Origin of the sequence: Salinicola sp. DM10 (genome assembly GCF_017306975.2) — a bacterium.
Taxonomy (GTDB): domain Bacteria; phylum Pseudomonadota; class Gammaproteobacteria; order Pseudomonadales; family Halomonadaceae; genus Salinicola.
On the sequence record NZ_JAFLEN020000003.1, the window covers coordinates 251,937 to 265,066 of the forward strand.

At 65.5% G+C, this 13,130-nt stretch carries 11 protein-coding genes; 7 read left to right on the top strand and 4 right to left on the bottom strand.

The window, feature by feature from the left end; all coding sequences use genetic code 11:
* Positions 1-97 precede the first annotated feature (97 nt).
* The 7 genes from J0A90_RS12760 (at position 98) to J0A90_RS12790 (ending at position 8,657) form a co-directional block, all read left to right on the top strand.
* Complete coding sequence (locus J0A90_RS12760) at positions 98-847, top strand: 3-deoxy-D-manno-octulosonic acid kinase (protein WP_207036492.1); 750 nt, start codon at positions 98-100, stop codon at positions 845-847.
* Between the two features lie 6 nt (positions 848-853).
* Positions 854-2,695, top strand: coding sequence for a DUF3413 domain-containing protein (locus tag J0A90_RS12765; RefSeq protein ID WP_207036494.1), 1,842 nt, complete (start codon positions 854-856; stop codon positions 2,693-2,695).
* 69 nt (positions 2,696-2,764) lie between these two features.
* Complete coding sequence (locus tag J0A90_RS12770) at positions 2,765-3,553, top strand: glycosyltransferase family 2 protein (protein WP_207036496.1); 789 nt, start codon at positions 2,765-2,767, stop codon at positions 3,551-3,553.
* A gap of 4 nt (positions 3,554-3,557) precedes the next feature.
* On the top strand, positions 3,558-4,631 hold the full coding sequence (locus J0A90_RS12775) for a glycosyltransferase (protein WP_207036498.1): 1,074 nt from the start codon (positions 3,558-3,560) through the stop codon (positions 4,629-4,631).
* 96 nt (positions 4,632-4,727) lie between these two features.
* On the top strand, positions 4,728-5,723 hold the full coding sequence (locus J0A90_RS12780; RefSeq protein WP_207036500.1) for an NAD-dependent epimerase: 996 nt from the start codon (positions 4,728-4,730) through the stop codon (positions 5,721-5,723).
* Positions 5,724-5,840: 117 nt separating this feature from the next.
* Complete coding sequence (gene ddlA / locus J0A90_RS12785; protein ID WP_207036502.1) at positions 5,841-6,938, top strand: D-alanine--D-alanine ligase; 1,098 nt, start codon at positions 5,841-5,843, stop codon at positions 6,936-6,938.
* A 174-nt stretch (positions 6,939-7,112) separates the two neighbouring features.
* The gene (locus J0A90_RS12790; RefSeq protein ID WP_233076755.1) at positions 7,113-8,657 is read left to right on the top strand and encodes a sulfatase-like hydrolase/transferase; all 1,545 of its coding nucleotides are present in this window, start codon (positions 7,113-7,115) and stop codon (positions 8,655-8,657) included.
* Here the strand turns inward: J0A90_RS12790 and J0A90_RS12795 are convergent.
* From J0A90_RS12795 to rfaD, 4 genes are all read right to left on the bottom strand, one after another.
* Positions 8,654-9,469, bottom strand: a complete 816-nt coding sequence (locus tag J0A90_RS12795; RefSeq protein ID WP_207036503.1) for a hypothetical protein — start codon at positions 9,467-9,469, stop codon at positions 8,654-8,656. The two genes, J0A90_RS12790 and J0A90_RS12795, sit on opposite strands and share 4 nt — an antisense overlap.
* A gap of 392 nt (positions 9,470-9,861) precedes the next feature.
* The gene (locus J0A90_RS12800; protein ID WP_207036505.1) at positions 9,862-11,010 is read right to left on the bottom strand and encodes a glycosyltransferase; all 1,149 of its coding nucleotides are present in this window, start codon (positions 11,008-11,010) and stop codon (positions 9,862-9,864) included.
* Positions 11,011-11,053: 43 nt separating this feature from the next.
* Positions 11,054-12,070, bottom strand: a complete 1,017-nt coding sequence (gene waaF / locus J0A90_RS12805) for a lipopolysaccharide heptosyltransferase II (RefSeq protein WP_233076756.1) — start codon at positions 12,068-12,070, stop codon at positions 11,054-11,056.
* The gene (rfaD, locus tag J0A90_RS12810) at positions 12,063-13,034 is read right to left on the bottom strand and encodes an ADP-glyceromanno-heptose 6-epimerase (protein WP_207036506.1); all 972 of its coding nucleotides are present in this window, start codon (positions 13,032-13,034) and stop codon (positions 12,063-12,065) included. The genes waaF and rfaD overlap by 8 nt, the downstream gene beginning before the upstream one ends.
* Positions 13,035-13,130: the final 96 nt, after the last annotated feature.

Below are 13,130 nucleotides of genomic sequence, written 5' to 3' on the forward strand. Positions count from 1 at the left end.
CCTTCCGGCACGGGTACAATGCCGCGCGAACAGTGGACGGCGCCTGGCCGTCAGTCAAACCGCCGGCTGAACATGGCGGCGCCAACAGGACCCGGCCATGGCCCTTGCGACCTATCATCACCGCGGCACCCACATCTTATACGATCCGGCCCGCCTCGCTCAGCCCGATCATGCGCTGCTGCCAACTCCAGGCCCGGATTGGCTGAGCCCCGCCGCGTGGCGTGCCAAGGGCCTAGTGGTGGGCTCGGCACCCGGCCGCGGCGCGAGTCAGTTCCTGCAGGTGGAAGACCAAGCCTGGGTACTGCGCCCCTATCGGCGCGGCGGCATGGTCGCCCGCGTCAATGAGCAGCGCTACCTATGGCGGGGTCTCGAGCGCACCCGGGCCTTCCGCGAGATGCGCCTGACCCTGGCGCTCTACGAGCGCGGCCTGCCGGTACCGGCCCCGGTGGCAGCGCTGGTCTGCCGCCAGGGCCCCACCTACCGTGCGGCCCTGCTGACCCAGCGCCTGGCCCACTCGCGCGCGCTGGCCGACTGCCTGGATCCAGACGCGACCGAGCTGCTACCTGACGTGGGGCGAGTCATTCGGCGCTTCCACGACGTTGGCCTCGACCATGTCGATCTCAACGCGCGTAACCTGCTGATATCGACCGATCCGGTTTCAGGCCACGACAAGGTGTGGATGATAGATTTCGACCGCTGCCGCCTGCGCCCAACCGGAGCCTGGCAGCAGCGCAACCTGGCACGTCTGGAACGCTCCCTGGCGCGCTTTTCCCCCGCGAACGCCAGCGCCCTCTTCGCCGCCATCTGTGATGGTTATCACGGCGCCGACGCTTCTGATCAAGGTTAGAGTCCCATGCACGACACCCTGAGACGCCGCTGGCGTACCACGCTGGTCTTCGCCCTGTTGCAGCTACCGCTGGTGTGGCTGATCGCCCTGCGCTACACCCCCTATCTGGCGCTGCCGCACGATGCCATGGGCATCGCCTATCTGGTCCTGACCTGGATCGGACACTTCGGCATGCTGGTGCTGCTCGGCTGGCTGCCGCTGGGCGTACTGGCGCTGGTGCTCAGGTCACGCTGGCTATGGCTGCCAGCCACACTGCTGGGGGCGCTGGGACTGTGCGCGCTGCTGCTCGATACGGTGGTCTACGCCCAGTACCGCTTCCACGTGAATCTGTTCATGGTGTCGCTGTTCTTGAACGACAAGAATGGCGAGATCTTCGACTTCACTACGTCGACCTGGCTGGTGGTCAGCGCCTGTGTCTTCGTGGCACTAGCACTGGAAGCCTGGCTCGCCCGCCGGGTGATCATCGGCGATCGCGGGCGCCGCCTGCCTAAGGGACTGATCTGCGGCGGGATTCTGCTGACGCTGATCGGCAGCCACGTCGTGCACCTGATCGCGGATGCCCGCTACATGCGTAGCGTCACCCAGCAGGTGGGCATCTACCCGCTGCTGTTCCCGGCCACCGCCAAGGACTTCATGGAGAAGCATGGCTGGCTCGACCCGCGTGCGGCGCGCGCCGAGCGCGCCGACATCGACGGCAAGCAGGCGCAGAATCTCGACTGGCCCAAGCACCCGCTGAGCTGCCAGGCAGACTCGCCGCCCAACGTGCTGGTGGTACTGATCGACTCCTGGCGCGCCGATGAATATGGCCCCGAGAATACGCCCAATCTCTACGCCGCGCTCGACGCCGACGGCCGACGCTATCTCGATCACTTCAGCGGCGGCAACGCCACCCGCAACGGCACCATGAGCCTGTTCTACGGCCTGACCGGCAACTACTACGCCTATCTGGACAATACCCAGACCCCGGCGCTGTTGATCACGCAGATGCAGAAGCAGGGCTACGCCATGGGCATCTTTGCCTCGGCCAGCCTCAACGGTATCGGCTTCGATCGCACCATCTTCTCCTCGATCGACTCGCTGCGTCTGCGCACCGAGGGGCCGACACCTGCCGCGCGCGACCGCCAGATGACCGACGACTGGCTGGCCTGGCTATCGCAGCAGGAGCAGTCAGACACGCAGCCGTGGTTCGGCATGCTGTTCTACGATGCACCCCACGGCTACGACGTGCCGGCGGACGCAGCCCAGCCCTACCAGCCCTCGATCCAGGATATGAACTATCTGAAGCTGGGGCCGGATACCGACCCGACGCCCTACTTCAACCGCCACCGCAATGCCGTGCACTACGATGACACCCTGCTCGGCGAGGTGATCGACGATCTCAAGGCCAAGGGTGAGTGGGACAATACCCTGCTGGTAGTCACCGCCGATCACGGCCAGTCGTTCAACGACTTCGGCAAGAACTACTGGGGCCACAACAGCAACTTCGCCGCCCCCCAGACCCACGTCCCAATGATCGTGCACGGCCCTGGCGTCGACCCCGGCACGGTCGACGGCATGACCAGCCATCTCGACGTGGCACCGATGCTGATGCGCCATGCCCTCGGCTGCACCAACCCGCTATCCGACTACGCCCAGGGCATCGATCTGCTCACCCCGGGTATCGATCAGCCCTGGGTTCAGGCCAGCAGCTATCTGGACTACGGCATCATCGAGCCGTCGCGGATCACCGTGATCGACGGTGCCGGCCAGTGGCAGATTCTCGACCACCGCCTCGACCCGATCCCCGGTGCCGAGTTCTCGCCCGCGGTGTTTCAGGCGATGCAGACTTTCCGTCAGTTCTATCGCTAGGGCATCGACGGCTACAATGGACGCCGCCCAGCCCCGGGCGCGCGTCCATCGATGACTCAGGATACAGCCATGGCTAATATCAGCGGCGTGGTGATCACGCTCAACGAAGCGGACAACATCGAAGCCTGCCTGGCCTCGCTGGGACGCGTGTGCCAGGAGCTGATCGTGGTCGACTCCGGCTCGCACGATGCCACCGTGGCCCTGGCCGAGGCCTGCGGCGCACGTGTCATCAGTCAGCCCTATCTGGGTGACGGCCCACAGAAGAACGTCGGCCCGGCGGCCGCCAGCCATCGCTGGGTGCTGTCACTGGACGCCGACGAGCGTCTCACCGACGCGGCGGTGGCCAAGATCGGCGCACTCGATCTCGAGAACACGCCGCACGACGCCTTCGCCCTGCGCCGGCGCAACTTCATCGGCAGCCGCTGGGTGAAGCGCTGTGGCTGGTACCCGGACTACTGCCTGCGACTCTACGATCGCCAGCGCTGCGCCTTCTCCGACTCGCGTCAGCACGCCTCGGTGCAGGCACGCCAGCCGCACCGGCTCGATGCCGATCTCGAGCACTACTCCTTCGCCAACCTGGGGGAGCTGTTCGGCAAGGCCAGCGGGCGCTTCTCCAACCGCGCCGCCAAGATCATGTATCTGAAGGGCAAGCGCGCCAACGCCGGCTCGCCGGCGCTGCACGGTGCCAACGCCTTCATGCGTAAATACCTGTTCCAGGGCGGCATACTGGGCGGGCTGGACGGCCTCTCGGTCTCACTCTCCGCGGCAGTCAACGCCTATCTCAAGTACGCCAAGCTGCTCGAACTCCAGCGCGACGCCCGGGTGCGCGACACCGAAGATTTCGACAAGGTGTGGTGAACGCATGCCGGCCGCTCCCCTGCATATCCGTCACGTCAATCTGGCCCGCGGCTTTCGTGGCGGCGAGCGTCAGACGCTGCTGCTGATCGAGGCACTGGCAAAGCTCGGCCAGGGCATCACCCAGAGCTTGGTATGCCGGCGCGATTCACCGCTGCGTACCCAGTTGACCACTCCGGAGGTGCAGCTGATCGATGCCGATCACGCCCTGGCCGGACACCTGCGTGGGCCGCGCCCCAGTCTGGTCCACGCCCACGAGGCCAAGGCGGTGCACTGGGCCTGGCTCGAGCGGCGCCTGCGCGGTACACCCTATCTGCTCACCCGACGCGTGCCCCAGCCGGTCAAGGACAAGCCCTTCAACCGCCTGACCTATGGTGCTGCGGCCCGCGCCGTGGCGATCTCCTCGGTGATCGAGACCCACTTGCGCCAGCGCGCCTGGTGCCCGGTCGAGCGTATCCCCAGCGTACTTTCCGGTCAGTCCAGCGACCCGGCGAAGGTGGCGGCGCTACGCCAGCGTTTCGCCGGTCACCCGGTGATCGGCCACATCGGCGCGCTGGTCGACCGCCACAAGGGCCAGCGGATCCTGCTCGACGCCGCCCGCCGCCTGCGCGAGAGCCACCCCGAGGTGCGCTTCCTGCTGCTCGGCGAGGGCGAAGATGGGGCGGCACTCGCGGTCGAGAGCCGGGATCTAGACAACGTGATCTGGGAAGGTTTTCAGCCCAACGTCGGCGACTACCTCGAGATAATGACGCTATTCGCCTTCCCCTCGCGCAACGAAGGCCTGGGCTCGACGCTGCTCGACGCCATGGATCATGGCGTGCCGATCGTGGCCAGCCGGGTCGACGGCATCCCGGATCTGATCGAGGATGGGGTCAGCGGCGTGCTAGTGCCACCCGCCGACGGCGCCGCCCTGAGCGCGGCGCTGGCACGGCTGCTCGACGATCCGGTACAGCGCCGAGCGCTGGCCACGGCGGCCAGTGCGCGTTTGGCAGCCTTCACGCCCGCGGCCATGGGCAGAGCCTACCTGGCTTGCTATCGCAGTATCCTCGACGAGCACGAGCCAAAGTCGCCCGGTAACTGACGTCAGGCCGGCCGGGGCATGCTCGGGCTCGCTGCCACCAATAGAATAATGAGCGGACGGCGGGCACCACAAACCGCCAGCACCAAAGACAAGACCATGAAACTACTCATCACCGGCATGGCCGGTTTCATCGGCCACGCCGTGGCCAGTCAGCTGGCCCCGCGCGGGATCGAGATCGTCGGCATCGACAATCTCAACGACTACTACGACGTGGGGCTCAAGCGCGCGCGCCTCGCCGATCTCGAACCCTATGCCAACGTGCGTTTCGTCGCCTGCGATCTGACCGATCGCGACGGCATGCAGGCGCTGTTCGCGCGCGAACGCTTCACCCGGGTGATCCATCTGGCTGCCCAGGCCGGCGTGCGCTATTCGCTCGAGAATCCCCACGCCTACACCGACAGCAATGTAACTGGCCACCTCAACGTGCTCGAGTGCTGCGCGCATCACGCCATCGAGCACCTGGTCTACGCCTCCTCCAGCTCGGTCTACGGCATGAATCCCAAGGTGCCGTTCTCGACCCAGGACAGCGTCGATCAGCCGATCAGCCTCTATGCGGCCACCAAGAAGGCCAACGAGCTGATGGCCTATACCTACGCCCACCTGCATCGTCTACCGGTGACGGGGCTGCGCTTCTTCACCGTCTACGGCCCCTGGGGGCGACCCGACATGGCGCCGTTCAAGTTCACCCGGGCGCTGCTGGCGGGCGAACCGATTCAGGTCTTCAACCACGGTGACATGCAGCGTGACTTCACCTATATCGACGACATCGTGGCCGGAGTGACACGCATTCTAGAGGTGATACCGCTGGCAGGCAGTCTCGATGCCGACCCCGGCAGCCAGCGCCCGCCCTACGCGCTCTATAACATCGGTCACGGCAGCCCGGTGGCGCTGATGGATTTTATTCACGCCCTCGAGAAGGCGACCGGTCGCCAGGCACGCTGCGACTTCCAACCGATGCAGCCGGGCGACGTGCCACGTACCTGGGCGGACACCGAAGCCTTCTTCGCCGCCACCGGCTACCGCCCCCGAATCGGCGTGGAGGAAGGCGTGGCACGCTTCGTCGACTGGTATCGGCGCTTCTATCGCGTCTGACATCATCAGGCACCGCTGCCATGGTCACCCCGGGCAGCGCAATGGACGGCGACGTGGCATCATGGCGCGCAGGATGGCGCCCCAGGCGCTCACCAGATCTATCAGCGGAGCGGTGGCATGAGCAAAATTCGGGTCGGGGTGATCTGCGGCGGCAAGTCGGCGGAGCACGAAGTCTCTCTGCAGTCGGCGAAGAACATCGTCGACGCGCTGGACCGCGAGCGCTTCGCGGTGAGCGTCATCGGTATCGACAAGCAGGGGCAGTGGCATCTCAATGCGGCCGATGACTTCCTGCGCCATGCCGATGATCCGCGGCGTATCGCACTCAACCCATCGGCGGGCGATCTCGCCCTGGTGCCGGGCCGCGCCAGCTCACAGCTGATCGCCGCCGACGACGCGCGCCAGATCCTCGACCAGCTCGATGTGATCTTCCCCATCGTCCACGGCACCCTGGGCGAGGATGGCTCACTACAGGGGCTGCTGCGCATGGCCAACCTACCGTTCGTCGGCTCCGGCGTACTCGGCTCCGCCGTGGGCATGGACAAGGACGTGGCCAAGCGGCTGCTGCGCGATGCCGGTATCCCGGTTGCCCCCTTCGTCACCTATACCCGTCACAGCGCCCGCGAAGCGAACTTCGAGGCCCTGCGCGAGACCCTGGGCACGCCGATGTTCGTCAAGCCCGCCAATCAGGGCTCCTCGGTCGGCGTCAGCCGGGTCGAGAGTGCCGCGGCGTTCACCGAGGCCCTGGACCTGGCCCTGGCGTTCGATCACAAGGTGCTGGTCGAGGCCGCCATCGACGGTCGCGAGATCGAGTGCGCGGTACTCGGCAACGAACACCCCGAGGCTAGCGTCTGCGGCGAGATCGTGGTGTCCCAGGGTTTCTACTCCTACGACACCAAGTATATCGACGACGGCGCGACCATCGCCGTGCCGGCGGACATCGAAGAGGCGGCGAGCGAGCGTATCCGAGCGCTCGCGGTGCGCGCCTTCCAGGTGCTGGAGTGCGCCGGCCTGGCCCGGGTGGATGTCTTCCTGACGCCGGCGGGCGAGGTGGTGATCAACGAGATCAATACCCTGCCTGGCTTCACCCGTATCAGCATGTACCCCAAGCTGTGGCAGGCAAGCGGGGTGACCTATCCCGCCCTGGTGACGCGCTTGATCGAACTGGCACTGGCGCGTCACGCCGCCGATGGGGAGTTGCGTAGCTCGCGCGACTGAGATTTTTTGCGCAAAGTCGGCGAGGAAGCCGGTCACCGAACGGTCATGATAAAGTCACCCTGACCCGCCGCAAGCCGGCACGCTCGAGCAGCGGCACTCAGGCGGTACCCGGGATGGGTGCCGCGCCTCAGCGGACGTTCACGGATCGAAAACGTCATGACTCTCTCCCGCAATATGCGACGTTGGTTTGTACTCACTTACATCGGACTCTGCATCGGCTATGCGGTCATGGTGATGTGGGTACTGCCCTGGTGGACCCCGGCGCTGATCGCGCTGGCCTGGCTGGTACCGGCCCATCGCTTCGGCTGGGGCGCCCCCGAGCAACGTGCGGCGCGGCGCCGGGCGTGGCCCTGGTCGCTGCTGCCGCTGGCCCTGTGGTGGGTCTATATCTATCTCGACGACAGCTTCGGCAAGCTCGATCTCGGCGCAGTGATATTCCATCTCCAGGCCGGCATCGAAGAGAACGGCAGCACCGACCGCCAGATCGCCGGCGCGATCTACACCCTCGCCGCCATCCTCATGCTGGTATGCGTGACCTGGCTAGTGCGCGCAGACCACCGCTGGCGCCTGTGGGAGCGCGTGCTGAGTCTGTTTCTGCTCGCTTTCAACCCGCTGCTGTTCGGACTCTCGCTACGTGGCGCCTCAGTGATCGACGACAACGCCTCGTGGCTCGCCGATCGCTATCGTCCGCCGCAGATCGTCTCCGCTCCGAAGCAACCGCCCAATCTGATCTATCTCTATCTGGAGAGCACCGAGCGCACCTACGCCGATACCCAGCGCTTCGGTAACGCCTATGAAGACCTGGCCGCGCTGGGCCGACGCGGCGTGGTCTTCCACGGCGTTCAGCAGCTCGACAACACCGGCTGGACCATGGCCGGCATGGTTGCCAGCCAGTGCGGCGTCCCGCTGATGCCGGCGGGGCTGATGCACGACAACCAGTTCGAGCCGCTCTCCGACGTGCTTCCCGGCGTCGACTGCCTGGGCGACCTGCTCAAGGCCAGAGGCTACGCGCTGACCTTCATGGGTGGCGCCAGCACCAAGTTCGCCGGCAAGGCGAAGTTCTATCGCGGCCACGGCTTCGATACCGTGCTGGGCAAGGACGAGCTGCTGGATCGGGCCCCCAAGGACTATCTCAACGACTGGGGGCTCTATGACGACACCCTGCTGGGCCTGGCCGAGGCGCGCATCCGCCGCCTGCACGACGCCCACAAGCCCTACGCCTTCTTCGGTCTGACCCTGGCTGCGCATCCGCCGTTCGGCCATCCGTCGCAAACCTGCCGCGACAGTCAGGGGCCGTTCGACGGCACCGACATTCTCTATTCGGTGAAGTGTACCGGCTGGCTGGTCAAGAACTTCATCGCGCGGCTCGATGCCGATGGTTTGCTCGACAACACGCTGGTGGTGGTGTCCAGCGATCACCTGTCGATGAAGAACTCGGCCTGGGAGCAGCTGATCGCGGGGCCGCGTGAGGACACCCTGATCCTGTTGGGCAAGCACCAACGCCCTCGTATCGTCGAGCGCCAGGCCAGTATGGTCGACGTCCTGCCGACGGTGCTCGAGGCGATGGGTTTTGGCATACCCGACCATCGCGCCGGCCTGGGTGTCTCGCTGCTGTCGCCACAACCAACGCTGGTCGAGCGCTACTCGCTGGAGGAGCTGAACCGACGCATGCGCAGCGAAAATCGGCTGCAGGAAGAGCTATGGAATGGCGTCAACTAGCACGCCGTTCTGTCGCGTTGCTCTTGATGCCCTTCGCCGCTGGCATGCGCCCGCTCCTCTCCACAAAGCGCCCAAGAGGCGGCACGCATGGGTGATGGACACGCCGTCGGCCGCTGCCTGCGCGGCGCCGGCCAACTGAAGGGCTCCTCGCGACGGGTTGGATCCAGATCACCCGGCTCACGCGCCGGCAGGCACCCTGGCAGCGCCGCGGCGACCCGGGCCAGCGCCTGTTCGCCCCGCGCGCCCTGGACCACACGCGCCCACCACTGCCGATGGACGGCGCGCACCACCACCGGAATCGACGGCAGGCCCAGCCGCTGAGCCATTGCCAGCCGGTGCAACCCGCGATTGATCTTGAGCAGCGTGCCGTCACGGGTCACCGCCACCCCCAACGCATCCTTGCCCAGGCTGGCATCGAAGCCATGGGTAGCCATATGGTCGAGATAGCCCAGGTAGGTGCGCAGATAGGCCAGGATCTTCTCTTCGGAGTCGAGCACCAGGCCCTGGCTACGCGAGCGCCAGGGGTTCCCCGCCGCCAGCCGAGAGCGATACTGGCGAAAGCGTTCGGTGCGGGTGAGATCGTCGCGATTCTCATCCAGATCGCTGATGAAGCGATAGCGTGAACCGAAGCGCAGGTCTCCCCGGCTACGGTCCCAATCGCCATCCCAGATGAACGCGGACGACGGATTCTTCTTGCCGCCCACGCCCGCGGCGTTGCGATCGCGAATCAGCTGACGCGGATCGATCTCGACCACCAGCGCAGCGCTCAGTCGCGCATCGACCACCCGGCGTGGCAGGCCTCGCCGGGCCACAAGGTCACCGCCCGGCCAACCCCGTTGCCAGTAGCTGAAGAGAGCGGTTTCCAACGGCCGCACGACGCCCTGCTGGACGGCACCACGCAGCCGTATCACCCTGCGTGTGTGGGGCCCTTGATCCGCTCGCTTCGACGCGCTCGAGCACGCTCGCCCGGACCCATAGCAAGAGTCCTGTGTCTCGGCTATCGGCGCTGGGGAGCAGGAGATACGGCACATGGCTAACTCGAGAGGTAGATTGCAGCGGTTTCATGAGGTGCTGCTCAGAAAAACAATAGCACCCTAATAAGGATGCTATTAAATTACACTCAGGATAGCAGGTCGCGCATTATAGTCCAGGCGTTATCGTTGGTAACACGATAGTGACATAGCCTCATCAATGGTGTGGTCCATCAGGGCGTGGTGGGCAGATCCAGAAACTGCTGCATGATGCGGGTATCACGATAGCGCTCGACCAGCTCCGGGTCGCTCGCCAGATCGGGCGGCTGGCTCAGCCCTTCGCGAATCTTCTGCGCCAGACTAGCAACACTTTCATCGGCGATCAGACGTGCCTGATCGTGTACGAGCACGTTGCGCACTCCGCCGGGGCAGCCGATCGCCGCACAGGGTGTACCGCAGATCAGGCTCTCCGCCAGCACGATACCGAAGGCTTCGCTGTGCGAGCTCAGGACGAACAGTCGAGCGTGTTTCATCCACGGATAAGGATTGGTCTGGCTGCCCACGAAGTGAACGCGCTGGCGCAGCCCCAATTCGTCGACGAGCGCCTCGAGCTCTGGCCGCTTGGCGCCGTCACCGACGATGACCAGATCCTCTTCGATCTGCGCTTCACGATAGGCACGGATCAGCCAATCTTGCCGCTTGACCCGAGAAAGCCGAGATACATGTACGATGAAGGATCGCGATGGTAGTTCGATCGGCGCCTCGGCCTGACGTCGTACGCTCTCGATATCACACAGATTGGGGATGATCACGCTGTGCGCTGGCGTGATGCCATGGCGCTGCCACAGGACCTCGAGCTGCCGGGCCACGAAGTCGCTAACGCTGATCACCCGCTTGCCTTGATAGAGGCACGCCAGATAGCGCCCTCTCAACCAGCCGCGGTGCTCTCCCGGCCACGACTCGGTGACCTGCCATAGCCGCGGATCGCGCCACGACCAGGCGGTCTCGAAAGCTCCCTGGCCCCGAATCACGATCAGATCCAGGCGGCCACATTCACGCTCCAGGCGCTGTACGAAACGCTTCAGATAGCGCCCGCCATACCAGCCACGCCAGACGAAACCCGACCCCGGCAGCAGCGGCTTGAGCAGTGCCCGGGTGAACAGGTCGTAGAGCAGGCCGATACCGGTTCTGCGGAAGTCCTTGTCGAAGTCGACCCGATGTACCACGACACCGGGCGCCGGCTCCAGCTCATGGCCGCCCTTGAGTACGAGCACGTGTACCTCGTGCCCCTCGCGCACCAGCACACTGGCCAGATCCAGAGTGGCGCGCTCGATGCCACCGATCTTGAGCTTGCGTAATACCAGCAGCACGCGCTGAGACATGAACATCACTCCTGGAGGCAATCGTCGGCGGAGACTCGGGGGGTCACTGCATCGCCCGCAGCACCAGTGACGGCGTCAGCTGGCGCAGGCAGTCGTGGTGGCCCAGCGGGCAGGTACGCTGGAAGCAGGGCGAACAGGAGAGCGCCAGATAGTGGATCTGGGCATCATCGCTCAGCGGCGGCGTGTAGGCCGGCGAAGAAGAGCCGTAGAGCGCCTGGATACGCGTGCCGACCGCGGCGGCGACGTGCATCAGCCCGGAGTCGTTGGTGACCACCTGCTCGCAGGCCGCGAGCAGGTCCACCGCATCGGCGAGACGGGTCTTGCCGCACAGGTTGCGGGCGTGTTCGAGCCCGTCGACGATCGTCTCCCCGGCCTCGACATCCTTGGGGCCACCGAGTATCCACACCGTGTAGCCCTGGCTGACCAGCGTCTGGGCCAGCTCACGGAAGTAGGCCAGCGGCCACTGCTTGGCCGGGCCGTACTCGGCCCCCGGCATCATGCCGATGGGCGGGCGCGTGCCGAGGTCCAGCGTTTCGCGCAGGCTCGCCTGGCGTTCGGCGTCGACGCGCAGTCGCGGATGCGGCAGGGGGAAGTCGCCCTGCGCCGCAGTCTGCGCATCGAGGCCCAGCGCCACGAAGCGTTTGACGGTCTGATCGAGCACGCCCTTGTCGAGCCGGCGACGATCGTTGATCAGCCAGTAGCGCTGCTCACCGGTGAAGCCGGTGCGCTTGGGGATACGTGCCAGAAACGGAACCAGCGCCGACTTCAGCGAACGCGGCAGCACGATGGCGTGATCGAAGCGGCCCTGGAGTTGGCGCGCGAGTTCGCGGCGGGTACTCCAGCCGAATTCACCGTGCTTTACATCGAGGGCAATGGCCTCGTCGACCTCCGGCATGCGCTCGAGAATCGGCAGCGACCACCCCGGCGCCACCACCCCCAGCATGGCGCCGGGATGGCGCTGCTTGAGAGTGATGAACAGACTCTGCGCCATGACCATGTCGCCGACCCAGGAGGGGCCAACGACCAGAATCCGCGGCGCGCGGCTCGCCGTCTCAGCCATTCAGCCATTCCAGATAGGCGGTGACGCCCTCGCGCACGGTCTTGAACTCGCCGCGATAACCCGCCTCGCGCAGGCGCCCGATATCGGCCCGGGTGTAGCTCTGATAGCGCCCCTTGAGCTCATCGGGAAAGGCGATGTATTCGATCTCGCCCTGGGCCCCGCCATGGCGTGCATGAAAGTCGATCACCGTCTCGGCGATCGCCTTGAACGGCTCGGCGCGGCCGGTGCCCAGGTTGAAGATGCCGGAGACCTCCGGGTTGTCGAGGAACCACAGGTTGACGTCGACCACGTCGCCCACATAGACGAAGTCGCGGCTCTGCATGCCGGCCTCGAAGCCATCCCAGGCGCCGAAGAGTTTCGGATTCTCGCCACGCTGGACCTGGTTGTGATGGTGAAAGGCGACACTCGCCATCTTGCCCTTGTGCTGCTCGCGCGGGCCGTAGACGTTGAAGTAGCGAAAGCCCACCACCTGGGTCTCGAAGCTGTCCCAGCGCGCGCGCACGTACTGATCGAACAGCAGCTTGGAGTAGCCGTAGACGTTGAGCGGCTTCTCGTGCTCCGGCGCCTCGACGAACACCTCGCTGCCGCCGTAGGTCGCCGCCGAGGAGGCATAAAGAAACGGGATGCGCTTGGCCTGACAGTAGCGCAGCAGCGTCTTGGAGTACTCGAAGTTGTTCTCGAGCATGAAGCGCCCGTCCCACTCGGTGGTATCCGAGCAGGCGCCTTCATGAAAGATCGCCTCGATCGGCGGCAGACCACCGATCTCGCCGCGCAGTTCGGCCTGGACCCGGGCCAGGAAGTCATCCTTGTCGAGATAGTCGCCCAGCGTGCAGTCGGCCAGGTTGACGAACTTGGTGCCGTCGCTGAGGTCATCGACCACCATCACGTCCTGGCGGCCGCGCGCGTTGAGTGCCTTGACCAGATTGGCCCCGATGAAGCCGGCCCCGCCGGTGACTACGATCATGTCGCTATCCTCTCTGTCTCGACTCGGCCATGCCGACAGCGGCCCGAGGACGCCGCCCTCGGTCGATTGCTGCCGGTGCCTATAACCGATTGAGCG